Raw genomic sequence first — 25,164 nt, 5'->3', positions numbered from 1 at the left:
TTAGCAGGTCGGGCAGGATCGCGTCCATCGCCGCCAGATCGAAACGGACGCTCGGTCCGGTGACCGAGATGGTGGCCAGGAGCTGCTCACCCTGCCTTGCAAATCTCCACCTCACTCGACGTACTTACATTACTTCAAAAGATCGAATTCTAAAGTTTGATACGTATGCCAAACAAATGACCACTTCGCGCCGTACTGGTCGTCGGCCAAGTTCTAGCACCTAAAAGCCCGGGAATCATTCTACCTGAGGTGACACTTAAAACTATCGGCCATGGAATATTTAGTGTGAACTCCAGTCCGCCACGCCGAGTATCTGTAACACGAAGCTCATAATCCTCCTGCAGCCAGGCTTTCCACTGTCGTTGAGCATTAATATAACACTCCCCATTCTCATATAGAACCTCAAAATACAAATTCCCCAGCAGTACGAGAAACGCCGCTCCATCGAAACTAGCCGGGCACGCAGCCATGTATATCCGCAAGCCGTTATCGTGGCGTACAGCCGACACCGAGACATCTAGATCGGCTCCATCACCGATCACATGAGACGCAATCTGCCCTTCACGCCATCCAAGCCGACACGGCCTAACCTGCGCCCACTGCGGCTTACCTTCACATGACTGAAGTTCGGTACTCCCCGTTGCCGCAAGAATGGAATCCATCTCAACATGACGGCAAAGCAAGTTTTGCCAATAGGATTTCGATCCAATTCGAAAAACAAATCCGTCCATTGCGAGACCCGGCCACAGATCCTGAAGAAAACCACACGACTCGCGTGATCCGCAAGATGTCAAAATTTCCTCAACAAATCGCTCCAGGAATTGAATTGCATCGTGAGCCTGTGTTTTTTCTACAATTGAATCGAAAAGCTGATTATCGAAATCTGAGTGTCTTCTCAACTCAAGATAATCCAAGATCTCAGATAGTCTAATTCGAGGGAACGATGCCGCATATTGGCTACTATTGAACAAATGACACGCTGCAATAACAGCGGCGATCGAAGGATGCACAAATCGCACACCTTCTGCCCAGCCTGAGGTGACGCACACTGCAGAATCCATTACCACCTCCGAATCAATCGTGCGCCGATACATCGCAGTATCTTTACACAGACACGAAAACACGTCGCCGTGACTGACAGGACCTTCGACGTCCTTTCTGTACGAAAAAGCTGGATAATAACGATGCAAATCGAAAATAGTGTCTCCTGCCCGAAGCAGACCGAACTCGTGCTCAGATTTCGACTCCACCATCTGAACTTCTGCATTATGAACCATTTGTTTCAACGTCGCATCAACCACAAAAAGATCGATATCAGTGCTCCACCTCATTCTGTACGCCGTGTCGAAAAGCGCCGCCGTCGTAGGGCCTTTAATAACGACAGGCGAAATAGGATGACCCCGAAACAGCGATCGCACTCGTTCAACCTGCGCCACCGTCCGAGCGCGATGATTCATTATGCGACGTCGAACTTCACTTTCGAACAATCTCCGCTCTGGCCACTTAGGCCACGTCTCCAAAATATTTGCAACTCGACCAAGCACTCCGTGATACTCAAGACAATCAGCCAGGTCACTCCAAGGTACAGCTCTGAGATCAGATTCATTTGGACATTTGCCAATCGCGATGGCAGAAAGAATATTGACCACTGAGGCACGTTGAAGCGATTCAGCGTACATGCTTTCCTCCGCTATGGACTGGGTTGAAACCTTCCGGCCACTTGAGGTGCTGATGACGGAATCGACCTTAAATGCCTACTTGTCAGGCAGCACAAAAGCACTACAATCTGGACAATTGCGAACGGAATGAAAGCCGCCGATGCTCCCCGGCTCTGAGCCAGCAGCCAACCACCTGCGCCGGGCGCCGCCGCTCCCAGCAAACGGATCAACACCCATAGAGCTGACTGCGTTCTCCCCAGCAAGTGATCGGGAACACTTCGCGCTATCCACGCAGTCATCGGCGTCGTCATCACGGGTGTCACAAGACTAGCCGCGCAGAAAACAGTCACGACAACGTAGTCTGACACATCAAGGCAAGCGACCACCGACGCCGTTGACCAAACAGCAAGACCAAATGTTAGCGCGAAAAACGGCCGAAATTTGGCAACGATGGGCGCTGCAAGTACTGCGCCAACGAGTCCAGCGGAAGCGAATGTAAATGTGAAAATACCAATGACTTCGGCATCCAATCCCTTATCGGCCCAATAAATAGGAAGCGTGATAACTATAGCACCTCCGCCGAGACTGTTTAAACTTGACACAATAGCATAGGAGCGTATCGGCGGGGTTCTAATGATGTTTGTGAATCCGTCGAAAGTCTCTGTTACTGTCCAGGGCTTGATGCGCACACTTTTTGTACCGCCCGACTTTCGGATGAGCCCTGCCGTAACGGCGCCAATTATGCTTCCAATAAAGTTCGCGAATAACGGAAGCCAAGTTGACGCACTAAGTAGCACGCCGCCTGTCGGCCCTCCTGAAAGGGAGGCGAAGGAATGTCGAGCATTACTCAGTGTAAGAGCTTTCGGCAGTTGAATCGAATCCGCCAACCTTGGCAGTACTGCATTTTCAGCGGTAATATATACAGCCGTGCAAACGCCGCCGATGCATGCAAGCACAACGAACAAAACATAGGACGGCTTAAACACTATCACAAAGCTAGCTGCACCATAAACAACGCCCTGTATCACTTGACTGATGACCATGATCCGTTTACGGTCGAGCCGGTCGACCGCAGGCCCAGCTAGCGCCGCAGTGATCAGTTGCGTTACATAAAAAATTGTTCCTACTAGACCTGCCTTCACAGGAGAATGAGTTATCCCAAACACCAAAATCGGTATAGCGAACCAAGCAACTGCAGCACCAAGCGACGCACCGGTCTGGCCAAGAAGGAGTAGTCGTACGTCACGTGGCAAAGAACTCATTGAGCTCTAGGGGCTTGGCGCCCGATATTGGACGCGCTTTCCCATTCCCCTTTCCGATGTCTAGCTACCTAACCGTTCCCTCGGTCCCTCAGACCTAGTCGCCCCTTTCTCCGTCATCGCGATAATGCATCCGGATGGATAGCCTATATCTTTTTTCCTAATGAAGCAAGATCACGTAACCCGTGACTCGAGACCACTTCCGGACACCGTCCACAAGCCGACCTCACTACCATACCACTGACTACATCCGTCGTTATAGACCAGTGCGAGGACACCCGATTCGCGGCGAGTGGACCGGGCTTAAGCGTATTACACTTCCGCAAGATTACACGTTTATCGAGATCGCAAGAGTAGGTTCTGCTGACCTAATTTTGGTCGTTGATGACTTGATCGGTTCTGGGCAGACAGCAGGAGCTCTACGGCTCGCAATTCAGGCTCAACGTCCTCGCAATGCATTAGTAGGCGCGATCTGTCTCGCCGAATTCCAAAAAGATGTCGTAAAACACCTCCTCAGCGAGCAAGGTTTCGACTTTGCTCTTGTCGGTGCAGCAGGCGAGGTAGGTGGCGATCTATGGGAAAGGCGAGGTCAATTTGACTCGATGCAGCGTACCACTGGGTCAACGAGTGCTCTTGTAACGGAAGCTTCGAGCCTTAGCGGCAAGCCTCGCCCCTTTCCACTATTGTGGACAGATAAGTCCACCACGGCGACTAAAGTAGTAAGGTACGTAGGTAGCAGTAGGCTGGCTCGCACACAAGCGCGCAACGACGCCAAAGTGTCAGGACTTGGTATTGAACTCGTCGGCGACTTTGCCATGGAGCCGTACTTGCCTACACCGGTAAAGGAGAGTGATTTTTCGAAGACGCTGAACTTCGACCATTTGATTCAAGTTATTACAAAGCGTCATAACCGGGCAATAAGCTTTCAGGTACTTCCGGACGATTACTGGAAAGCGGCGAACATGTTACTGCAACGGATTGCGCAAGCTTCTCCTTCCGTCAATTTCGAAGTGTTAGTTCGCCAAGTAGCATCCTTAGTCCCTTCAACAAAATTGGCGATGTCGTATACAGCCATGCCCAGTAACGCCGCCTGTAGACACCTCCGGCTATTGCACGGCAAGCACCTCGTCTTTGTCAGCGCATTGACACTCCATGGTGATTGTGTTGGTAGTCCAATCGAATTGATGGCTGGTCTTTTATGTGATTTTGACTTGCCTACACCCGCCCTGTGGTCCCTAATTCATCAGCTAGGTCGTATCGCCGAATTACCTTGCCTGGTTTACGCCATGCTCAAGCACACCGCGCGAGAGCTCAACCGTGACGAATACTTGCTAATGATCGGAGATGAGGAGCGTCCTCCCGGTTGGGTTAATGCGCGCAAGAAGCGGGAGTGGCTAATGGCAAGGAGGGCATCGGCGATTTCAGGACGCGTCCAGCGTGTGGTAGAATTGTTTCAGGCGCGTCATGGAATGAAAGGACATTGAAAAAGTATGCGCGCTAATACGAACCGGAGCGGTGCGCTTAGTTTTGGTCGACTTGCCGATGACTATCAAACGGGACGCTTCCAAGTTTCTTCTGCGGAAGTCGAATACATTCGAACGCGTGCTCATGGTGAAGGTATTTCGGCTCGATTTAGTCGAGTCCTAGAAATCGGTGCCGGGACTGGTCAGTTAACAAGAGCTTTGGTGAGGCAGCCGCAACACCTGACCGCACTCGAACCTGATGCTACGTTTCGAGGAATCCTTGCTTCACTGCTCTCCGAGTATGTTTCCCGAGGCTCTCTTCGTATCTTACCGGTGAAGTTCGAAGAGGTCGACGATGACGTAGAAGCTGGATCGCTGGACGAAATTTGGTCGTGTGATGCCTTCCACTGGGTCGACCCCGCCTTGGGTTACGAGCTCGCGTCGAGACTCACCACCGCGAATGGTAAGCTGATTCTTCTCTGGAGATTTCCCTACGCCGCCGACCAGCAGCTTAGGCGGGCGCTGAACTCGATTTTTCACGACCTAAGCCCGGATTTGGTCCGCGACGATGACTTTGTCGATCAGCTTCAATTGCTGTGTGCTGAAGGTCGAACTGAGATGTCGTCCAGTGGCTACTTTAGACCTTCAGTACACTGGTGGATGGACCGAATTGTTCCGATGTCACCGGAACGGTTCGCGTCACTTCAGCTTTCGCTAGGTCACATCGCTAACATGACTCCGTGCGAGCGCCAACAGCTCCGTAGTGCGATTCTCGGAGTTGTCGGTGAATCGTCCGTGGAGGTGAGGTTGCTGATGTACGTCGTCGTAGGTGCGAAGACTTAGAGCGTACCGACCGTAAGGCCGTGCTGCGTTCACATCCCGACGACGGGGTCATGTGTGCGCCCGGGATAGATGGGTTTTGCCGTTCAGTAAGCGACCATCGCCCTCTCTGGCGTCACTAAGGCGATCACCCGTAACGGCGCAAGCTGATCGTGTTCAGCAGGGCCGACCCGACGAGCACCACCCCGAGCGCGAGCAGCTGGTACTGGCTGCCCTCCGAACCTTCGAACGCCAGCAGCAGACCGGCGTTGAGCCAGGTCACCAACAGCGCGGCCATCGCCACTCCACCGACCGTGCCGATGCCGCCTTGGATGGCGACACCGCCGAGCACCGCGATCGTGATCGCCGGCAGTGCCATCCCGTTGCCGACCGTGCCGGCGTCAGGTCGAGCCGAGGCGAACTGCGCGACGGTGACCACGGCCACCACACCGGCGAGCAGGCCGGCGCCGGTGTAGGCGGCGAGCCGAACCCGGGCGACGGACAGCGCCGCGAACGTCGCCGCCACGTCGTTGGTGCCCACCGCGTAGAGCTTCCGGCCGTACGTGGAGCGGTTGACGACGAGCCAGACCACGACCAGGCACGGCAGCAGGATCGTGAACACGTGCCTTGGCACATACAGTCCGAACACGTCGATCGGCCGAGTGAGGGCAGAGAGCCGCTGCACCGGCTCGGTGGAGATCGGCGCTCGGTCGTTGCTCACCATCGCCAGGGACGAGTATGCGTAGTACGTCGCCAACGTCGCGATCAGCGGGGGGAACCGCAGGTACGCCGTCAGGACACCGTTGACAGCGCCGAGCAGTGTTCCCGTGACGAGGCAGACCAGGATGGCCAGCGGGACCGGCCAACCCCCGGCCACGCAGAACCCGAACACCATGCCGGCCAGGCTCACGATGGCGCCGACGGACAGGTCGATGCCACCCCGCCCGGACACGATCACCAGCAGCTCCGCCAACGCCAGCAGACACAGCGGTACCAGGGACTCCAGGGCCGAGGCGAGGTAGCCGAGGTCGTACGGCGCGACGAGGTACTGCCCGGCCTCGAGGACCTTGAACCACACGAGGACGCCGACGAGCAGGACGGCCAACAGCACCGCCCGCTCGGTCAGCAGGTACTCGAGGAGCTGGGCGAGGCGAGCGCGCTCGCGAGCGTTCGTCGTCGACTCCGCTGCCGTCACCGCGCCTCCCTCCGGCGAGCTCGCACCAGGTCGACGCCCACCGCCACGAGGATGAACACACCGACGAACAGCGGCGTGAGCTCGCTCGGCCAGCCCAGCAGGGTCACCGCGCTGGTGACCGTGCCGACGAGCAAGGCCCCCAGCATGGTCCCCAGTACCGTGCCGCGGCCGCCCATGATGCTCGTGCCGCCGATGACCACCGCCGCGATGACCTGGAGCTCCAGTCCTTCCCCGGCGTTCTGGCTGACCAGACCACCGCTTCCGATGAGCACGCAGCCGGCGAGCCCGACGAGGGCGCCCGTGAGGACGTACGCGAACACCAGACGCCGCCGCACGCGCACACCGGCGAGTCGAGCCGCCCTCGCGTCACCGCCGACCGCGTACAGGTGCCGGCCGGTGGGCCAGGAGCGCATGTACCACCACATCGCCGCCCCGAGGAGCACCGCGAGCAGCCACGCGGTGGGCAGGCCCCAGATGCGGCCGTCCGCGCCTCCGCCGAGAGACTTCAAGGTGTCGGGGACGCCGGTCACCTGTCGGCCGTCGAAGATGCGCAACGCGACGAACCGGAACACGTTGAGCGTGGCGAACGTGACGATGATCGGGTGGATCCGACCGAACGCCACGAGCGCGCCGTTGATCGCTCCCAGGCAGGTCCCGAGCGCAACCGCGACGAGGATGGCCAGCGGCGCGGGCACCCCCACGTCGCGGATCAGCTTGGCGACGACGACCATGACGACCGCGAGGGCGCTGCCGACGGAGACGTCGATGCCGGCCGTCACGATGACCGCCGTCATACCGATACCGATGAGCGCGATCGGCGCGACGTTGTAGAGGATCGCCTGGACGTTGGAGCCGGTCAGGAAGGTGTCGGTCGCGAGACCGAGCACGCCCCAGAGGACGACGAGGACACCCAGCAGCGCGAGCTCTTGTCCCTCGATCGGGCGGGCAGCCGGCCGTCGCGCGCGAAGCGTGTGCGCCACCGTCGTCATCGTTCCTGCTCCTGGTCCCCTGCGGCGGCCGCGAGGACGTCGGCTTGGCGCGCTCCCCCGTCGAACTCCGCCACGACCCTCCCCCGTCGGACCACGAGCACCCGTGTCGCGAGCCGCAGCACCTCGGGCAGGTCACTCGACACCAGCACCACCGCCGTGCTCCCGGACTCGGCGAGGTCGGTGACGATCCGGTGGATCTCCTCCTTGGCGCCGACGTCCACGCCCTGCGTCGGCTCCTCGAGCACCAGGACCCGAGGGGTGCGGACGAGCTGCCGAGCGATGACGGTCTTCTGCTGGTTCCCTCCCGACAGCGCGCTGACCAGTGTGGCGGGTCCGCGCGCCCGGACCCGGAGCCGAGCCATCAGCTGCTCCGTGACCCGGCGCTCGCGTGCCCGGTCGAGCCAGCCCCACCGAGACAGGAAACCCAGGTGGGCGCTGGAGAGGTTGAACGCGATGGACTTGGAGGCGAAGACACCCTGGGTGGCGCGGTTGCCCGGCAGCATCGCAATGCCGGCGCGCGTCGCGTCGAGAGGGCTGCGCAGGCGGACGACGCGGCCGTCGACGCTGACCGTGCCGCGGTCGGCGGGCGCGACGCCGAACAAGGCGCGGGCGATGTCCGCCACGCCCGAGCCGACCAGGCCGTAGAGGGCAACGATCTCGCCCGCCCCGACACGCAGGTCGACGTCCTCGAACACGCCGGCCCGACCGAGACGGCGCACCTCCAGGACGGGCTCCGCGGCTGACGTCGACCCCGCGGCTGACGTCGACCCCGTGGCGGCACGCACGCGGTTGTCGGCCGGAAGCTCGTGACCCACCATGAGCTCGGCGACGGCGCGAACCGACAGCTCCCGCGTCGGTCGGGTCGCCACCACGACGCCGTCGCGCAGGACGGTCACGCGGTCACTGATCCTGGCTAGCTCGTCCAGCCGGTGGCTGATGTAGACCACCCCCACGCCCTCCTGGCGCAGGGTCCGAACGACGCCGAACAGCACCTCGATCTCCCGGTCGGTGAGGATCGCCGACGGTTCGTCGAGGATGAGCACCCGCGCCGAGTGAGCGAACGCCTTGGCGATGGACACCAGCTGCTGCTCGGCGACCGCCAGGTCGCGACCCGGACGTCGGCGAGCGAGGGATCGAGGCCGAGCCGTTCCAGCAGCTCCGTGACGCGCCGCCGTTGGGCGGCCCAGTCGACCCTGCGCAGACCCCCGAGACTCCGCTTGCGCAGCTCTCTACCGAGGAAGACGTTCTCGGCGACGGTCAGCTCGCCGAACAGGGCGGGCTCCTGGTAGACGGCGGCGACACCGGCGGCGATCGCCGCCTGCGTGCTGCCGCCCGCGAGCGTCTCGCCCGCGACCGCGACCGTGCCGGCGTCCGCACGCTCGGCGCCGGCGAGTATTCGCATGAGCGTCGACTTTCCGGCACCGTTCTCACCGACGAGCGCGTGGACCTCGCCCCCGCGGACCTCGAAGTCGACACCACGCAGCGCCTGGACCCCGCCGTACCGCTTGACGACTCCCGCCATGCGCACGAGCGGCTCCGCGATACCACCGGATTCCGTCGCCTGCTCGGGCGGTGGTGCTGTGCGCCCCAAGGGCTCCGTGACAGACGCCGGAGGTCCGTCACGGACGTCACCGCCCGCCGGCACCGCCTCGTTCGTCACCGCGCCAGACCGTCAGTAGTCGTAGTTGTCGGCGTTGTCCTTGGTGATGACCAGTGGGTCACCGAGGAGCAGCATCTTCTGGTCGGGGAACCACCGTGCGTCCGGAATGGCGTCGGAGACGCGGTTGACCTCCTCGAAGCTCTCCCCTTGGCTCACTTTCCAGCCGGCCCACGCGGTGAGGTAGCCGAGGTTCTCCACGTCCCACAGGATCGAGGCGCTGGACGAGCCGTCCGCCAGGTAGTCCTTCATCGCCTGCGGCGTTCCCAACCCGACCGTGAAGACTTGCCCGATCTTGCCCGTCTCCCGCACGGCCTTGGCCACCGCCGGCGCCGACGAGGTGCACTGGCCGATCAACCCCTTCAGATCGGGGTGGGCGTTGATCAGGTCCTTCGCCATCGACACCGCCCGAGGCTCGTCCTCGCCTGCGTAGACGACGTCGACCAGCTCCATGTCGGGGTACTTCTCGGCGTTGACCTTCTTCTCCACCTCGATCCAGGAGTTGAGGTTCGCCGCGGTCTGCCCGCAGGACACGATGGCGTACTTGCCTTCTCCTCCCATCGCCTCCGCGAGGGCGTCCATGATCGCGGTGCCGATTCCCTCCGCCGTCGCCTGGTTGACGAACACCTCGCGAACCGAGTTCGGCGCGTCGGTGTCGGAGGTCATGACGTGGATGCCGCGCTCCTTGGCCTGGGCGAGGACAGGTGCCATGGAGTCCGGGTCGTTCGGCGCGACCACCAGGACATCGACGCCCTGTTGGATGAGCGACTTCACGATGTCGGTCTGCGCGCCCGGGTCAGCCGTCGTCGCGCCCTTGTAGATCCACCGCAGGCCGAGCTCCTTCGCCGCCTTCTGACCACCGGTGTTCATCGCCTCGAAGTAGGGGATGCCCTGCAGCTTCGGGACGAACGCCACGGTGACCTGGTCGCTCCCCGCCGAGTCGCCCGTGGTCGTGGTGTCGGTCTTCTTCGTGCATCCGACCGCGCTCGCGACCAAGACCAGGGGTACGACCAACGCCGCTACCAACCTCGACGTCCGCATATCCGCTCCCCGAGCACGTGGTGGACCGCTCCCTTCCGCGCGTCACGATCGCGCGAGACCGGTCGAGGCTGGACACTAGGGGCGCTGAGTGAGAATCGTCAACGATACGTCACGGATCGGCATCGTCGGGCCCGCGAGGTGAGGAGCGGACCCGCGCGGGTACGCCCTCGGGGTGACTGACCGTCTGTCGAGGTACCGCGCGAAGCGCTCGTCGGAGCGGACTCCGGAGCCCATGCCCTCCGACGCCACCGGTCAACGGGGCGCGACCTTCGTGATCCAGGAGCACCACGCGCGCCGACTGCACTGGGACTTTCGACTCGAGCGCGAGGGCGTGTTGGTCTCGTGGGCGCTGCCCAAAGGACTTCCAACGGATCCGAAGAAGAACCACCTCGCGGTGCAGACCGAAGACCACCCCCTCGAGTACGCCACCTTCGAAGGGGAGATCCCGCGAGGCGAGTACGGCGCGGGCACCGTGACCATCTGGGACCATGGCACGTACGTCTGTGAACGATGGGACGACCGGGAGGTCAAGGTCGTCCTCCACGGAAAGGGACCGGCGCAGGGCCGGTACGCGCTCATCCACACCCACGACAACAACTGGCTGATCCATCGCATGGATCCCGCCCGTTGAGGCGACCGCCGTGGACGGGCCGGGCGGGTTTCCACGTCGACCGCGGTGGTACGCGACTGGCGTGGCGAACATCAAGGTCGGGACGGCGTCGTGGACCGACAAGACGCTCATCGCGTCCGGCTGGTACCCGCCGGACGTCGACACCCCGGAAGAGCGGCTCCGGTACTACTCGTCGGTGTTTCCCCTCGTTGAGGTGGACTCGACCTACTACACACCACCCGCCGAACGGAACGCCGAGCTGTGGGTGGACCGCACGCCGGCAGGCTTCACGTTCAACGTCAAGGCGTTCTCCCTGCTGACGCAACATCCGACCCGGACCGCCGCGCTCTACAAGGACATCCGACCGACGACGGACAAAAAGAACGTCTACCTCAAGGACTTGGACTCCGACGCCGTGGAGACGGTGTGGGACCGCTTCCTGCAAGCGCTCACTCCGCTGTATGAAGCGGGCAAGCTCGGGGTGCTGCTCTTCCAGTTCCCGCCGTGGTTCACCCTCAACCGACGGAACAAGGAGTACATCCTGCGCGCCAAGGAACGGTGCGATCCGTACACCGTGGCGGTGGAGTTCCGCAACAACCGGTGGCTGGGTGAGGAGAACCGCGCCGAAACCCTGGACTTCCTCACCTCCTACGCCGTTCCCCTGGTGTGCGTCGACATGCCGCAGGGCTACCGGTCCTCGGTTCCCCCGGTGCTCGCAGCCACCGCTCCGACAGCGGTGGTGCGGTTCCACGGTCACAGCGACCGTTGGGAGAGCAAGAACATCTACGAACGCTTCGGCTACCGGTACTCCGAGGAGGAGCTTCGCGAGTGGGCCAGGCGACTGCCCCGCCTCGCCGAGCGAGCGTCCACCACCTACGTCGTCATGAACAACTGCTACCGCGACTACGCCCAGGTCAACGCCGCCCAGCTGGCTCGAATGCTCCAGGAGGAGACGCCGTCAGGATGAGCGACGTCCGTGCCTTGACCACCTGACGGCGGGCGTTCCTAGCATGAGGGCAAGGACGCCTTGCGCCGCCCTCCCCGACGTGAAGGAGGATCACCATGGCGCACGAACTTGACGGTACGAAGGTCGCGATCCTGGCCACGGACGGCGTCGAACGGGTCGAGGTGGACCAGCCGCGGGGTGCCCTGCACGCCGCCGGCGCCGAGACCGAACTGGTGTCCCTGCACCCGGGCGAGATCCAGGCACGTCAGTTCGACATGCACCCCGCCGGAACCTTGCCCGTCGACCGGCTGGTCAGCGATGCCTCCGTCGACGACTACGACGCGCTGTTCCTCCCGGGCGGCACGATGAACCCGGACCAGCTGCGCATGAACCGCGAGGCGGTCGAGTTCGTCCGGTCGTTCGTCGAGAGTGGGAAGCCGGTCGCGGCGATCTGTCACGGGCCGTGGATGCTGGCGGAAGCCGACGTGGTGCGTGGTCGCCGGATCACCTCCTGGCCGAGCGTGCGCACCGATCTGCGGAACGCCGGCGCCGAGGTGGTCGACGAGGAGGTCGTGGTCGACCAGCAGTTCACGACGAGCCGGTCTCCTGCGGACCTGCCCGCGTTCTGCAGGGCGATCGTCGCACAGTTCGCCGCCGCCCGAGCCGCGGCCTGACCCTCACCCCGCGCCCTGGCGGTCCGCACTTGGCCGACGTGCGGGTGACACGCGCAGCCTCCGGGAAGGTTCGTAGCCAAGTGTGCCAAGGCGACACCGGAGGCAGTGCATGGCCAGGGCGCGGGACAAGGACGTGGTCGACCTGTTGATCGACCAACACAACGAGATCAAGGATCTGTTCACCCGCGTGGTCTCCGCGGGAGGCACCCGCCGGCACGAGCTGTTCAGGGACCTGGTCCGGCTGCTGACCGCGCACGAGGCCGCGGAGGAGGAGATCGTCCATCCGATGGCGCGCCGCAAGATCGACCGGGGCGACCGGGTGATTCGGGAGCGGCTGCGTGAGGAACGTGAGGCAAAGCACGCCCTGGCCGAGCTGGTCAGGCTCGGGCCCGACCATCCCGAGTTCGAGCGGAAGTGCGCCGCCCTGGCCGAGATCGTGATCGCGCACGCGACGCAGGAGGAGACCGAGGAGTTCCCGGCGATGCGGGAGACCTTTCCCGCCGAGCAGCTGCGGAAGATGGCCGGGGCGGTCCGTACCGCGGAGGCCATGGCGCCCACGCGCCCGCATCCAGCCGCCGGGGAGTCCGCCCTCGCCAACATGCTGGCCGGGCCACCCCTGGGCATCGTCGACAGGATCCAGGACGCTCTCCGCAGCCGGCGCGCGTCTCGGGGCGGCTGAGCCGTCCGACGGACCGGTCCCGACTGTCCGCGCGTGCTGCCCTGCCGGCACACCGGGGTTCTCAGGCCGCGTCGACGGTGCCGAGCTCCAGGTGTCGCAGGAGCTCGGCACGATGGAGGTCCGCGACCGGCGCCAGGAGATCCGGGTGGCGCAGCAACGCGGCCGCCCGGCACTCGGTGTCGTCGGGGGCGGTCAGGCAGCGGAACTCGCGGCAGAGTCCAGCCAGGTGCTCGGACCGCGCGACCGCTGCCACGGCGCGACGGGCGAGTCCGTGATCGGACAGCAAGCAGGCGGCCCAGCTCGCGAGAACCTCGTCGACCCAGGTCCGCCAGGCGTGACGCTCGTCGAGGTAGTCGATCTCGGTGTGACCGAGGCACAGCCGGTCAAGGCGGGCTGATCCACCCGGTCCGGCCATGACGAGGAGGGCGGCGTCGACCGCCGTCGGGTAGCGCAGGTAGGCCGCGACGGTCACCGCCTGTCGAGCCTGGGCCTCCGCGAGCGCCGAGCTGAACGGGCCCTCGGGCGCGGCGTACGCGCCGAGCAGCCAGCGCGTGGTCGCCGCGATCACCGGCGCCATGTCGCCCGACACCATGACCTCGCTTCGTCGTCTTCTCCCAGATGCGGCACCGATGGTAAGGCGAGCCTCACCTTAGGTCCCACACCGGCCCCTGCCCTGGGACCTGCGGCGAGATGACGGTGGTCCCTGGCGCCGAGGGCCACCCCTCCGCCACGAACGGAGCGGCCCGACGATGTGGCCCGGTACCGCCGCTCGTCAGCGCCAGGCGGCCGGTGCCACGATCCGCCGGTGATCGCGCGGGATGTACAGTGAACACATGTCGAACGCGAGTTCGAATGATCGCATCGAGCCGCTGAGCGTGGAGGAACCCGCGACGTGGGCCCACGACGAGCTCCGCCTCCAGCGCGAGCTGCTGCAGTTCCTGCGGGTCACCGCGGTCAACCAGCTCGCCGGGCTGGATCCGGTCGATCTTCGTACCCCACCCTTGCCCTCGCTGCCCAGCCCGCTCGGTGTGATCAAGCGACTGACCGCGCTCGAGCGCTGGTGGATCTCGATCGTCACGGGTGGCTCCGACCTGCCCCTCCTGTCGCAGGACGCCGACACCGATCCCGACGTTCAGCTGACCGACACCGACACTCCCCACAGCGTGGTGGAGGACTACCGCGCCGAGTGGAGCCGCTCCGACCAGACGCTGTCGGGCCTGCGCGCCGACAGCACGACACCCAACCTCGTCGGCGGCAAGCGTCGTACCGTGCGCTGGATCTACGCCCACGTCATTCAGGAGACCGCGCGCGCCGTCGGACAGCTCGACGTTCTCCGCGCGCTGGCCACCGCACGCGCTGCCCAGGAGGGGCGCACCTCCACGGAGGCGTCGGAGGACGTCCGCTGACCTGGAGAGCTCGCGGCCAGCACCGGCCAGCCCGTCCGGATCACCGAACACGGCGTTGAGCCTCGCTCAACCGGGCCGATACGTTCGGGCGTCGTTTCCATCCACGTGTGGCACGAAGGGCGGGCGATGACACCACCCAACGTCGTCCTGATCTGCGTCGACCAGTGGCGCGGTGACTGTCTCTCGGCCGACGGACATCCGGTCGTCCACACGCCGCACCTGGACCAGCTCGCCCAGCGTGGGGCCCGGTTCCGGCGCGCCTACTCCGCGACGCCCACCTGCGTCCCCGCACGCATGGCGCTGATGACCGGGCTCTCCCAGCGCACGCACCGCCGGGTCGGATACCAGGACGGCGTTCCCTTCGACGTCAAGACGACCTTGCCGGGCGAGTTCCGGCGGCACGGCTACCAGACCCAGGCGATCGGCAAGATGCACGTCCATCCGACTCGTGCCCGGATCGGCTTCGACAACGTGCTGCTCCACGACGGCTACTCCCACTTCAACCGGCGCCGGTCCCGGCCGGTCGAGGAGTACGACGACTACCTGCCGTGGCTCCGGGAGCAGGCGGGACAGAGCGCCGTCGCCGACTACTTCGACCACGGCGTCAACTGCAACTCCGTGGTGGCCCGCCCCTGGGACAAGGACGAGTCGCTGCACCCGACCACGTGGGTGGTGACGCAGGCCATCTCATGGCTGTATCGGCGGGACCCGACGGCGCCGTTCTTCCTGTACCTGTCGTTCCACCGTCCCCATCCGCCGTACGACCCGCCTCGGTGGGCGTTCGAGCAGTACCTCGACACGCCGCCGTACGAGCCGATCGTCGGATCGTGGGTGGACGACTACGCCGAGCACCGTGAGGACCACCGTCACGACGCGTTCGTCGCGCGGATGCCGCAGCCGGTGCTCCAGCGCGCCCGCGCCGGCTACTACGGCCACATGGCCCACATTGACCTGCAGATCAACCGGTTCCTCGAGCACCTGGCCGAGTTCGGGCTGGCCGACAACACCTACGTGTGCTTCGTCGCCGACCACGGCGAGATGCTCGGTGAGCACCACCTGTTCCGCAAGGGCTTCCCGTACGAGGGCTCGGCCCGGATCCCCTTCCTGCTGGCCGGCCCTGGCCTGGGACCTGGCATCGTGCGCGACGAGGTGGTCGAGCTGCGCGACGTCATGCCGACCCTGCTCGACCTCGCCGGCCTCCCCATCCCCGACCAGGTGGAGGGACGCAGTGTCGCGCCGCTCGCCCGCGGGCAGCGCGTCGACGGCTGGCGACCGTACCTTCACGGTGAGCACACCTTGCTCGGCCAGTCCCTGCAATGGTTGACCGACGGTCGACGCAAGTACGTCTGGATGTCCGGGACGGGCACCGAGCAGCTCTTCGACCTCACCGCTGACCCCCACGAGACTCGCAACCTCGCCAGCTACTCCGCGCACCGCGACGAGCTGGCGGCCTGGCGAGCGCGGCTGATCGGCGAGCTGCGGGGCCGTCCCGAGGGCTACGTCGAAGGGGCCGATCTCGTCCCAGGTCGACAGCCTTTGACCCTTTTGCCGAGCTGACCGCCTCACCGCGTCACAGCGGCTGGCGGCCGACGAGCACGACCCGGTGGCTCTCGAGCCGCCGGACGAGGTCGACGGCGACGCCGCGACTCACCGGGTCGACCTCCGCCAGGCAGGCGACCGCGTCCCGAGCTCGGGCGAGGACGGCCTCGACCTGGTCCACGACGGCGCTGACGGTCTTGTCCTCGGTGAGGAAACCGGCCACGAGCTCGGGCACGCTCGTTGTCGTCGTCACCGTGCTCGGACGACCGTCCGCCGGCACCCCGAGAGACACCATGCGTGCGGCAACCTCGTCGGCGAACCGCCAGGCATCGCTGACGAGGAGCTCCAGTCGGAAGCGAACGCGTTGATGCCCGCGTAGGTGCCACAGCGCCTGACGGCCGTTCAGCACCAGGGCGAGCAGGTCGACGAGCATCGGCTGCAGGAACCTCGCCACCTTGGAGCCGGGCCCGAGGGGCGAGGCTCGATGTGCACCCACGGCAACCCCCCCTCCCCGCGACGCCGCCGAGGTGCGCGCAGCGCCCGGGACGCGTCCCGGGTTGCCGCCAGGCAGACGCACGACCGCCGTCTCGGTTCTACCCCGTCCCACGACGTGCACACCGATCTGGTCGTCACCCACGACGAGGTGACCGCACGGCGACCGAGTGTCGGCGATGAAGCGTCAATACCAAATTGACGATTGACTGTCACAGCGACACTGACCGAATGACCGGTCGTGAGATGAGTGGATCTTGATTCGCCCACGGGTGTCCGATTGTCGGTCACTCGTCGCTGAGGTCGAGACAATGGCGAGCCTCGCTCTTGCCGACCGATTCGATCATCGAAACCCGTGAGGCTGCCCATCGTCGAGGAGGGGCCACTTCCCCGGCATCGCCACCAGCGGCCCGCCTGACGACCGTGGGCAGTCTGGCCCCACGAAACCCGCCCGCGGAACGCGCCATGTCGCCCGCTCGGTACCCTGCGCGTGCGAATCGTCCGGTGTGTCGTGACTTTGGAGCGGCGGGCCGTTCCGAAACCGGACCTCGCGAGAGCGTCGACCACCGGGTCCGGTATGAACAGCACATCGGTCCGACGAACAGCCGAATAGCAGAAAGCGCTGATCAAGTGACTGACGCGACGACAATGTGAGGAGACCGTGATGGTTCCTGCCGGGGGGACCACGCGCCAGTTGATCGACAGCCGTCGAGGAAGACGGTGAGCGAGGTGGCGCAGATGAAGCCGCGTCCGGCCGAGCTCGCCGACATCACCAGGCTGCTGGTGCGAGCCCAGTCAGGGGAGGCCCGCCACGTCCTGACCGAAGTCGACGGTCTGCTCGCCGAGGCGCTCAACCAGCACGCATACGACCGCGCTCAGTGGCTGCGATTCGTCAGGTTCGCGTCCTTCCATGAGCTCCACCTGCTCGACGCGGCCGACGAGGAAGCCCAGGAGATGATCCGGCTCGCCGAGCCACTCGGCGGCGACCGGATCTGGGAGGCGTTCGGCCACGCCCTCCGCTCCATGGCTCTCCTGCTGCGTAACCGTTTCGAGCCGGCGTACGACCAGCTGGCCCGGGCCGTCGTGCTCCTCGAGGAGCAGCAGACCACCCCTGGCTACGCCATGGGGCACGCCATCAACGCGGCGGTGTTGGCGATGGTCCGGCTCGACCTCTACGAGTTCGCCATGGCGTGGCTGGAGCGGCTCCGCGGGGTGGCCGAGGAGCTCTCCGACGCCATGCTGCACACCCTGTACGCGTACAACAGCGGCTGGCTTCAGCTGAACTGGGCCTCGGAGCTGGAGCTCATCGGCGAGCTCGACGAGGCCCGCGAGCACTACCGCCTGACGCTCGAGGCGTTCCAGTCGGCCCCACGGGGAGTCGACGTGATCGACCGGTCGTACTGGCCACGCGAGGTCGTCGTGCAGGCCTGCGCCGCGCGGGCCATGCTCGGCGAAGGTGAGAGCGTCATCCCGGAGCTGCGCGCCAACATCGGGGCGGTCACCTCCACCCAACGCTATGAGGCCACCCTGGTGGGGCACCTCGCCCTGGCTCGCGCGTGGGCCAACGCGGGCGACCTCGACCGGGCGCTCGAGTACGCCGAGCACGCCAGGACCCTCGGCGACTCTCTCCCCCGCCTGCACGTCGCCACGGCGCGCGCCTATCGCGAGTACGCCGAGCTGGTCCGCCGCAGGGAGGGCACCTCGCCGGCGACCGAGGCCTTCGCCCGGCTCACCGAGGTCCTCGTCCGCGACCGATGGGAGGAGCGGCGCGCCCGAGTCCAGTCGTTCGAGGAACGCCTGGCCACCGAGCGGGTCCAAGACGAGCTGCGCCGTCGGGCGGCCGCCTACCTCACCGACCCGCTGACCGGCCTCGGCAACCGCCGGCTGATCGAGATCCGGCTGCCGGAGCTGCTGGTCGAGTCGGCCGCGACCCGGCGCCCCCTCTCGGTGGCGTTCATCGACATCGACGACTTCAAGAGCGTCAACGACGAGCTGTCCCACCTGGTCGGGGACGACCTGCTCCGCGAGCTCGCCCAGGAGATGCGTGCCGCACTGTCCTCCGACGACGCGATCGCGCGCTTCGGCGGGGAGGAGTTCGTCATCGTCCTGCCCAACCGCACCGCGGAGCAGGCGTACGAGCTGATCGACGGTCTTCGGCAGCGGATCGCCGACCGGGTGTGGAACTGCCTGCCGGAAGGCCGTCGCATCCGGATCACCGCGGGGCTCGCGCAGTCCTGGAACGGCGCGACACGGACCCAGCTGCTCGCCGCCGCCGACGAGGCGCTGCTGCGGGCGAAGCGACAGGGCAAGAACCGCGTGGAGATCCGCGCCAGCCCTCTCCCCGACGACCTTTGACGGGTCCGGCGCCTCGACATTTGGCGCCAAGCCCTCCCGGAATGGAGACGGTCGACGTACGGTCGAGGTCGTGACTCGACCCACGACCTTGGGCGCGCTGCGCGCCACCAACCACGAGCACCGCACCGTCAAGGAAGAGATCCGGCGGAACCTGCTCGCCGCCCTTCGCGAGGGCAGGAACCCGTTCCCCGGCATCGTGGGCTTCGACGAGACCGTCGTGCCCCAGCTGCAGCGCGCGCTGCTCGCCGGCCACGACACCGTGCTGCTCGGCGAGCGCGGGCAAGGCAAGACCCGGCTGATGCGAACCCTGGTCGGGTTGCTCGACGAATGGACGCCGGTCATCGACGGCTGCGAGATCAACGACCACCCGTACGCTCCGGTGTGTGCCCGCTGCCGGCGCCTGGCCCAGGAGGCCGGCGACGACCTTCCGGTCGCGTGGAAGCACCGCGAGGAGCGCTACGGCGAGAAGCTCGCGACGCCGGACACCAGCGTCGGGGATTTGGTGGGGGACGTCGACCCGATCCGGGTCGCCGAGGGACGGACGCTCGGTGACCCCGAGACGGTCCACTACGGTCTGGTCCCCCGCACCAACCGGGGCATCTTCGCGATCAACGAGCTTCCCGACCTGGCCGAACGCATCCAGGTGGCGTTGTTCAACGTCTTGGAGGAGCGGGACATCCAGATCCGGGGGTACACCCTGCGCCTGCCCCTCGACCTGCTCCTGATCGCCTCGGCGAACCCGGAGGACTACACCAACCGCGGCCGGATCATCACCCCGATCAAGGACCGCTTCGGCGCCGAGATCCGCACGCACTACCCGCTCCGGGTCGAGGACGAGGTGGCGCTCATCCGCCAGGAGGCTCGACTGGTCGCGCCAGTGCCCGACCACCTGCTCGACATCGTGGCCCGCCTCACCCGAGGGCTCCGCGAGTCTCCGTCCGTCGACCAGCGCTCCGGGGTGTCGGCGCGGTTCGCGATCAGCGCGGCGGAGAGCGTGGCCGCCTCGGCGCTGCGCCGCGCGGCCTTGACCGGGGAACAGACGCCGGTCGCCCGCGTCTGTGACCTGCCGGGCATGCTGCCCACCCTGCACGGCAAGGTCGAGTTCGAGATGGGCGAGGAGGGCCGCGAGGCTGAGATCTTCGAGCACCAGCTCAGACTCGCCACGGCCGAGTCGTTCCGCGAGCACCTGCGTGGGCTCGACCTCACGGGCTTCACCGAGCGGTTCACCGAGGGAACGGTCGTCGAGACGAGCGAGCTGACCCGGGCCGACGAGCTGCTTGAGCAGATGGGCACCGTGCCCGGCCTGGCCAAGGTCTTGGACCGGCTCGGGATGGGTGACGCCGCGGAGCCCGGCGAGGTCGCCGCCGCGGTGGAGTTCGTCCTCGAAGGTCTGCACCTGACCAAACGCCTGTCCAAGGAGACCATCGACGGCGTCACCTACTACGGGTCGTGAGCCCGCCGGAATGATCCTGGGAGGACGGCCATGAGCCAGCGCCCACGTCGCTTCCGCTACGGCCCCTGGAGCGGCGGCCCTGACCCGCTGGCCCCGCCGTACGACGTTCGGGCGGCGGTCGACGAGCTCGGCCGGCGGGTGCTGGAGGGGTCGAGCCTGCGCGAGGCGCTGCGCGAGCTCCTTCGTCGCGGCCTCCAAGGCCGGCGCGGCCTCGACGAGCTCGCCGACCAAGTCCGGCGTCGCCGCGAGGAGGTCCGTCGCCGCGGTGACCTGGCCGGGATCATCGACCGAGTACGTCAGATGCTCGACCAAGCGTTGGCCGCCGAGAAGGACGTCCTCGCGCACGACCCCAGCGACGACGCCCGCCTGCGGGAGATGGAGCTGGACACCCTGCCGCGAGAGACGGCCCGCGCGGTTCGGGAGCTCGCGTCGTACGAGTGGCGTTCTGACGAAGCGCGCCAGATCTACCGCCAGATCCAGGCGATGCTGCGCCGAGAGGTGCTCGACGCGCAGTTCGCCGGCCTCAAGCAGGCGCTGTCGGGGCAGGATCCGGCGGCCAGCGAGGCGGTCCGGGAGATGCTCGCCGACCTCAACGACCTGCTCGAGGCCCACGCGCGAGGCGAGGACACCACTGACCGCTTCAACGCCTTCATGGAGCGCCACGGGGCTCTCTTCCCGGAGAACCCGCGGAACACCGACGAGCTCATCGACTCCCTGGCCCGCCGGGCGGCCGCCGCCGAACGTCTCATGCGCTCGCTGTCACCTGAGCAGCGCGAGGAGCTCAGCGAGCTCATGCGGCATGCCCTCAGCGACCCCGAGCTCGCCGGCCAGCTCGCCCGCCTGCGGGACAACCTGCGCGCACTCCGCCCGGGTCTGGACGCGCAGACCCGGGCCCGCATCCAGGGGCAGCAGCCGCTCGGCTACAGCGAGGCGGTCGAGGCGGTGGCCGACCTGGCCGACCTGGAGGCCCTGGCGGAACAGCTCGCGCAGGAGCACCCGGGCGCGACCTTGGACGACGTGGACGTCGAGACTCTCGAGCGGCAGCTCGGCCAGGGCGCGGCCGTCGACCTGCAGGCGTTGCGCGAGCTGGAGCGGGAGCTCGAGCGGCAGGGCTACCTCGGGCGGGGCCCCGACGGCCTGCGGCTCACACCGAAGGCGCTGCGTCGGCTCGGCGAGACCGCGCTCCGCCGGGTCTTCCAGCACATGACGGCACCGAGCCGGGGCGACCACGACGACCGACGGACCGGAGCGGCCGACGAGCCGACCGGGACCACCCGGGAGTGGCGCTTCGGCGACGAGCATCCGATCGACGCCACGCGCACGGTGCACAACGCCGTGCTCCGCACCGCGAGCGAGCGCGCGTCGGCACCGGGCTCCCTCCAGACCGCAGGGGCCGGCGCGGTGGCGCGTCCTCGAGTGCGCCTCCAGGTCGAGGACTTCGCGATCACCGAGACCGAGCGCCGAGCGTCGGCGGCGGTCGCCCTCTGCGTCGACCTGTCCTACTCGATGGTCCTGGAGGGCCGTTGGGGGCCGATGAAGCAGACGGCGTTGGCGTTGTCGCACCTGGTGTCGACGCGGTACCGCCAGGACGCGCTGGAGATCATCGGCTTCGACCGGATGGCTCGCCGATTGTCCCCCGTACAGCTCGCCGAGGTCGAGCCGGAGTGGGTCCAGGGCACGAACCTGCAGCACGCGCTCATGCTCGCCAGCCGGCACGTGCGACGGCATCCGGACGCCGAGCCGGTCGTCCTCGTCGTCACCGACGGCGAGCCGACCGCGCACCTGGAACCGGACGGCACGCCCTTCTTCTCGTGGCCGACCACCTACGAGACCCTGCGGGCGACGATCGCCGAGGTGGATGCGCTCACCCGGTACGGCGCGACGTTGAACATCTTCATGCTGGGCGAGGACGAGGGACTCGCGAGGTTTGTCGACGCCGTGGCGCGTCGCGCCGGTGGCCGCGTCTTCACGCCGGACATCGACCGATTGGGTGAGTACGTCGTGGCTGACTACCTGCGCTCGCGGCAGGGCTTCCGCCGGTCCGCCTGACCTGACGCGGACCGCATAGGGTAGGAGGCCATGTACGACCGGTTGGTATGGATCGACTGCGAGATGACAGGCCTCGACCTCGAGACCGATGCGTTGATCGAGGTGGCCGCGCTCGTCACCGATGGCGATCTCAACGTCCTCGGGGACGGCGTCGATCTCGTAGTCAAGCCGCCCCAGCAGGCGCTCGACCAGATGCGCGACGTCGTCCGCGAGATGCACACGGCGTCCGGGCTGCTGGACGAGCTGTCGAAGGGGGTGTCGCTCGCTGAGGCGGAGGAGCGGGTGCTGTCCTACATCCGCACCTACGCCCCGGAAGCCGGGAAGGCCCCGCTCGCGGGCAACTCGATCGCGACGGATCGGGCGTTCCTGGCGCGCGACATGCCAGCGGTCGAGAAGCACCTGCACTACCGCAACGTCGACGTCTCCTCCATCAAGGAGCTGGTCCGGCGCTGGTACCCGCGGGTCTACTTCGCCAGCCCGAGCAAGGTCGGCAACCACCGCGCCCTGGCCGACATTCGGGAGTCGATCGACGAGCTGCGTTACTACCGCGCGGCGGTCTTCGTGCCGCAGCCCGGTCCGGACTCGGAGGCGGCGAAGGCGATCGCGGAGCAGATCATGGGCCATCCGACGGGTGGTGCCTCGGCCGCGAAGGCGGCCACGGACGCCGAGCCCGACACTCCGGCACCGTCGGAGCCCGACGCGCCGAACGGCGTCGCGACGTCCGCCGAGAACGCGTCGGAGAACCACGGGGACGCGGCCCTTCGAGGCGAGTGAGGACGCCGAGCGCCGCGCGGGCCCCGCGGACGCGCCGTGCGCGGGCCCGCGACCGGGCGCGCTGTCGACCCTCGATCTCGGTGTCGGGTCCGCGAACCGGTGGGGCTACACTAGGGGCCGCCGCGGAGAACATCCGCGGCAGTCGTCCGTACGGAGCGTTCCGTACGACGTGGTGGGTGTAGCTCAGCTGGTAGAGCACTGGGTTGTGGTCCCAGGTGTCGCGGGTTCAAGTCCCGTCACTCACCCCAAGCGATCATGCCTCTGACCTGCGGAAACGCGGTCGCGGCGGTCGGAGTGCTTACGCGAGAGCCTCTCGTGTAATCACGTGGCCGCCGGTTCTCATCGTCGGGTTCTCATCGTCGCAGCCGGCGCGACAGGTGCTGCTCGTCGAGCGCCATCAGCTCCCGTCCACTCGTCGTGCGACAGCGCTCCGCCTGACCCGCGCCGCAGTCCGGGCACGGCCGTGCCAGGACCCGCGCGAACGTCGCGAGGTCGTGGGACGTGTAGCCGTACATCGTGTGCAGGCGACCATCCCAGAGCCAATCGAGCCGCCCGGAGTCCAGTAGCTCGTGGTACGGCACCAGCTCACCCATGGCTCCTCCACCAGGCTGGGTACGGCGTGGCGGCCGGGACGGCGTGGCCGAGCGGTCAACCGACCGCCACGCCGGGTAAGCGAAGACTACTACGTGGATCAAAGTAGATCCACTTAGACAGGCAAGGTATCCGCGTGGCCGAGCAGCGAGGTGAACAGAAGACGATCTACGTGAGGGCGTCTGACGTCGACCTGTGGCGTCGCGCCGAGTCTTACGCGCGCGCCCGCAGACTCACCATGTCCGCGCTCATCATGACCGCGCTCGAGGCGTACCTCGACCAACAACAAGGCGCCTCCGACCGGCGCGACCCGTAGGCCTGGTCACTCCGCACGGCGAAGGACTACGCCGCGTCGTCGCCCCGAGAGCACAGAGCCAGCCCGGATCCCCGGCGAAGGACGGCTCGGAATCCTCTCGACGGGCACGCGAAGCCACGGCCGTTGGAAGGCTGAGCGGCGGCGCCTCCACGGGGACGTCGATGTGCGATCGCTCACGCTGCTCCACCAGAGCGCCAGCGCGATCCGCTCCCTCGCCACCGCCGCGATGGACGCGACGCAAGGCCAGCTTGACGACCTTGCCGAACCACCCGGCTTGCTCGGTGTCCTCGAAGACGTGGCCAAGCGGCTCGCCGGCCACGCCGAGCCAGCGAAGGACCAGGTGGTCGGTACCCACTGCGCTCACCGATCACACGCTGCCTGACTCGAAGCTGGCTGACACAACGGCTGGCTGACACAACCGCGCGAGCGGTCGCAGGCGGTGACGTCGGTACGGCGGAATCCTCGCCTCGTTCCCCGTCGTCGGGGCTTGGGTATGCGCAGGGTTGGCAGGCCGATGTCTCCTGACGGGAGGTCCGCTGGTGCAGGTGACCATTCTCGGCGCGGGCAACATGGCTCGAGGGATCGCGACCCGTCTGCTGGTGGGAAACCACCAGGTGCACATCCTGGACAGGGATGCCGGCCAGTCCGCCATCCTGGTGGACGAGCTGCGCAGCGCGTCCGAGGGCCGGGTCTCGGCGGGAACGATCGGCGACCCCCTGCTGGGCTCTGTCGTGGTCCTCGCCGTCCCCTACGTCGCGACGCTCGGGCTGGTCAAGCAGTACGGCGACCAGCTCAACGGGCTGACCGTCATCGACGTGACCAACCCGATCAAGTCCAGCTACGACGGCCTCCTCACACCCGCCGACAGCTCGGCGGCGGAGGAGATCGCCAAGGCCGCGGACCCTGGTGCGCGCATCGTCAAGGCGTTCAACACCACCTTCGCCGGCACGCTGCTGACTGGGCAGGTCGCCGGCATGCCCTTGGACGTCTTCCTCGCCGGCGACGACGCGGAGGCCAAAGCCACCGTGGCCAGCCTGGTGGAGTCCGGCGGGATGCGCCCGATCGACGCGGGTCCGTTGAGCCGCGCGCGCTTCCTCGAGGCGGCGGCCTTCCTGCACATCAGCGCGCAGTTCACGCTCGGCACCGGGTTCGCCAGCGCGCTCAAGATCGTCTGCTGACCGGGCCGGTCCCGGCGCGCC

Annotated in this window: 25 protein-coding genes and 1 tRNA gene; 16 read left to right on the top strand and 10 right to left on the bottom strand. The window is 66.1% G+C overall.

Going from position 1 to position 25,164, the window contains the following annotated elements:
• Positions 1–149 precede the first annotated feature (149 nt).
• Both DFJ64_RS15570 and DFJ64_RS15565 read right to left on the bottom strand, forming a co-directional pair.
• Positions 150–1,679: a nucleotidyltransferase family protein gene (locus DFJ64_RS15570; protein ID WP_115852144.1), complete on the bottom strand. Its 1,530-nt coding sequence runs from the start codon at positions 1,677–1,679 to the stop codon at positions 150–152.
• Between the two features lie 11 nt (positions 1,680–1,690).
• Complete coding sequence (locus DFJ64_RS15565; protein WP_115851105.1) at positions 1,691–2,920, bottom strand: MFS transporter; 1,230 nt, start codon at positions 2,918–2,920, stop codon at positions 1,691–1,693.
• A gap of 263 nt (positions 2,921–3,183) precedes the next feature.
• Here DFJ64_RS15565 and DFJ64_RS19285 point away from each other — a divergent pair, with 263 nt between their 5' ends.
• Together DFJ64_RS19285 and DFJ64_RS15560 are read left to right on the top strand one after the other, a co-directional pair.
• Entirely contained in the window at positions 3,184–4,401 is a 1,218-nt protein-coding gene (locus tag DFJ64_RS19285) for a hypothetical protein (RefSeq protein WP_147304729.1), read from the top strand.
• A gap of 6 nt (positions 4,402–4,407) precedes the next feature.
• Entirely contained in the window at positions 4,408–5,223 is an 816-nt protein-coding gene (locus DFJ64_RS15560; protein ID WP_115851104.1) for a class I SAM-dependent methyltransferase, read from the top strand.
• A 124-nt stretch (positions 5,224–5,347) separates the two neighbouring features.
• On the opposite strand, the gene DFJ64_RS15555 is transcribed toward DFJ64_RS15560, so the two are convergent.
• The 5 genes from DFJ64_RS15555 to DFJ64_RS15540 form a co-directional block, all read right to left on the bottom strand.
• The gene (locus DFJ64_RS15555; protein ID WP_115851103.1) at positions 5,348–6,394 is read right to left on the bottom strand and encodes an ABC transporter permease; all 1,047 of its coding nucleotides are present in this window, start codon (positions 6,392–6,394) and stop codon (positions 5,348–5,350) included.
• Positions 6,391–7,383, bottom strand: coding sequence for an ABC transporter permease (locus DFJ64_RS15550; RefSeq protein WP_115851102.1), 993 nt, complete (start codon positions 7,381–7,383; stop codon positions 6,391–6,393). Before DFJ64_RS15550 ends, DFJ64_RS15555 begins: the two co-directional genes overlap by 4 nt.
• Complete coding sequence (locus tag DFJ64_RS15545) at positions 7,380–8,201, bottom strand: ATP-binding cassette domain-containing protein (protein ID WP_245941321.1); 822 nt, start codon at positions 8,199–8,201, stop codon at positions 7,380–7,382. The genes DFJ64_RS15550 and DFJ64_RS15545 overlap by 4 nt, the downstream gene beginning before the upstream one ends.
• 95 nt (positions 8,202–8,296) lie before the next feature.
• Positions 8,297–9,043 carry an ATP-binding cassette domain-containing protein gene (locus tag DFJ64_RS19975; protein ID WP_245941164.1) on the bottom strand — a complete coding sequence of 249 codons (747 nt, stop codon included), beginning with the start codon at positions 9,041–9,043 and terminating at the stop codon, positions 8,297–8,299.
• 12 nt (positions 9,044–9,055) lie between these two features.
• Positions 9,056–10,081 (bottom strand): autoinducer 2 ABC transporter substrate-binding protein, encoded by a 1,026-nt coding sequence (locus DFJ64_RS15540; protein WP_115851101.1) that lies wholly within the window; start codon positions 10,079–10,081, stop codon positions 9,056–9,058.
• Between the two features lie 172 nt (positions 10,082–10,253).
• On the opposite strand from DFJ64_RS15540, the gene DFJ64_RS15535 reads away from it, so the two are divergent.
• From DFJ64_RS15535 to DFJ64_RS15520, 4 genes are all read left to right on the top strand, one after another.
• Positions 10,254–10,712 carry a DNA polymerase ligase N-terminal domain-containing protein gene (locus DFJ64_RS15535; protein ID WP_115851100.1) on the top strand — a complete coding sequence of 153 codons (459 nt, stop codon included), beginning with the start codon at positions 10,254–10,256 and terminating at the stop codon, positions 10,710–10,712.
• A 61-nt stretch (positions 10,713–10,773) separates the two neighbouring features.
• Complete coding sequence (locus DFJ64_RS15530) at positions 10,774–11,658, top strand: DUF72 domain-containing protein (protein WP_115851099.1); 885 nt, start codon at positions 10,774–10,776, stop codon at positions 11,656–11,658.
• 95 nt (positions 11,659–11,753) lie between these two features.
• The gene (locus tag DFJ64_RS15525; RefSeq protein WP_115851098.1) at positions 11,754–12,311 is read left to right on the top strand and encodes a type 1 glutamine amidotransferase domain-containing protein; all 558 of its coding nucleotides are present in this window, start codon (positions 11,754–11,756) and stop codon (positions 12,309–12,311) included.
• A 109-nt stretch (positions 12,312–12,420) separates the two neighbouring features.
• Complete coding sequence (locus DFJ64_RS15520; RefSeq protein ID WP_115851097.1) at positions 12,421–12,990, top strand: hemerythrin domain-containing protein; 570 nt, start codon at positions 12,421–12,423, stop codon at positions 12,988–12,990.
• Between the two features lie 61 nt (positions 12,991–13,051).
• On the opposite strand, the gene DFJ64_RS15515 is transcribed toward DFJ64_RS15520, so the two are convergent.
• The gene (locus DFJ64_RS15515) at positions 13,052–13,567 is read right to left on the bottom strand and encodes a hypothetical protein (protein ID WP_245941163.1); all 516 of its coding nucleotides are present in this window, start codon (positions 13,565–13,567) and stop codon (positions 13,052–13,054) included.
• A 256-nt stretch (positions 13,568–13,823) separates the two neighbouring features.
• Between DFJ64_RS15515 and DFJ64_RS15510 the strand changes: the two genes are divergently transcribed.
• Both DFJ64_RS15510 and DFJ64_RS15505 read left to right on the top strand, forming a co-directional pair.
• Positions 13,824–14,396 (top strand): mycothiol transferase, encoded by a 573-nt coding sequence (locus DFJ64_RS15510; protein ID WP_115852142.1) that lies wholly within the window; start codon positions 13,824–13,826, stop codon positions 14,394–14,396.
• A 126-nt stretch (positions 14,397–14,522) separates the two neighbouring features.
• The gene (locus DFJ64_RS15505) at positions 14,523–15,953 is read left to right on the top strand and encodes an arylsulfatase (protein WP_115851096.1); all 1,431 of its coding nucleotides are present in this window, start codon (positions 14,523–14,525) and stop codon (positions 15,951–15,953) included.
• A gap of 13 nt (positions 15,954–15,966) precedes the next feature.
• On the opposite strand, the gene DFJ64_RS15500 is transcribed toward DFJ64_RS15505, so the two are convergent.
• Positions 15,967–16,431, bottom strand: coding sequence for a ferritin family protein (locus DFJ64_RS15500; protein WP_245941162.1), 465 nt, complete (start codon positions 16,429–16,431; stop codon positions 15,967–15,969).
• Positions 16,432–17,165: 734 nt separating this feature from the next.
• Between DFJ64_RS15500 and DFJ64_RS15495 the strand changes: the two genes are divergently transcribed.
• From DFJ64_RS15495 to DFJ64_RS15475, 5 genes are all read left to right on the top strand, one after another.
• Complete coding sequence (locus DFJ64_RS15495) at positions 17,166–18,782, top strand: GGDEF domain-containing protein (RefSeq protein WP_147304728.1); 1,617 nt, start codon at positions 17,166–17,168, stop codon at positions 18,780–18,782.
• A 70-nt stretch (positions 18,783–18,852) separates the two neighbouring features.
• The gene (locus DFJ64_RS15490; protein ID WP_115851094.1) at positions 18,853–20,235 is read left to right on the top strand and encodes a sigma 54-interacting transcriptional regulator; all 1,383 of its coding nucleotides are present in this window, start codon (positions 18,853–18,855) and stop codon (positions 20,233–20,235) included.
• Positions 20,236–20,265: 30 nt separating this feature from the next.
• On the top strand, positions 20,266–22,284 hold the full coding sequence (locus tag DFJ64_RS15485; RefSeq protein WP_115851093.1) for a vWA domain-containing protein: 2,019 nt from the start codon (positions 20,266–20,268) through the stop codon (positions 22,282–22,284).
• Positions 22,285–22,314: 30 nt separating this feature from the next.
• A complete protein-coding gene (gene orn, locus DFJ64_RS15480) occupies positions 22,315–23,058 on the top strand; it encodes an oligoribonuclease (RefSeq protein ID WP_115851092.1) in 744 nt (247 codons plus the stop codon).
• Between the two features lie 172 nt (positions 23,059–23,230).
• Positions 23,231–23,306, top strand: a tRNA-His gene (locus DFJ64_RS15475).
• Positions 23,307–23,411: 105 nt separating this feature from the next.
• Here the strand turns inward: DFJ64_RS15475 and DFJ64_RS15470 are convergent.
• Entirely contained in the window at positions 23,412–23,651 is a 240-nt protein-coding gene (locus DFJ64_RS15470) for a zinc finger domain-containing protein (protein WP_115851091.1), read from the bottom strand.
• Between the two features lie 134 nt (positions 23,652–23,785).
• On the opposite strand from DFJ64_RS15470, the gene DFJ64_RS15465 reads away from it, so the two are divergent.
• The 3 genes from DFJ64_RS15465 (at position 23,786) to DFJ64_RS15455 (ending at position 25,143) form a co-directional block, all read left to right on the top strand.
• Complete coding sequence (locus DFJ64_RS15465) at positions 23,786–23,965, top strand: hypothetical protein (RefSeq protein WP_115851090.1); 180 nt, start codon at positions 23,786–23,788, stop codon at positions 23,963–23,965.
• A 163-nt stretch (positions 23,966–24,128) separates the two neighbouring features.
• Positions 24,129–24,347, top strand: coding sequence for a hypothetical protein (locus DFJ64_RS15460; RefSeq protein ID WP_115851089.1), 219 nt, complete (start codon positions 24,129–24,131; stop codon positions 24,345–24,347).
• Between the two features lie 157 nt (positions 24,348–24,504).
• Entirely contained in the window at positions 24,505–25,143 is a 639-nt protein-coding gene (locus DFJ64_RS15455; RefSeq protein WP_115851088.1) for an NADPH-dependent F420 reductase, read from the top strand.
• Positions 25,144–25,164 lie beyond the last annotated feature (21 nt).

The sequence above is a fragment of the Thermasporomyces composti genome, assembly GCF_003386795.1.
GTDB classification, from domain to species: Bacteria; Actinomycetota; Actinomycetes; order Propionibacteriales; family Actinopolymorphaceae; genus Thermasporomyces; species Thermasporomyces composti.
The sequence above is the reverse complement of the archived record's forward strand: the minus strand, read 5'-3'. Positions and strand labels throughout refer to the sequence as shown.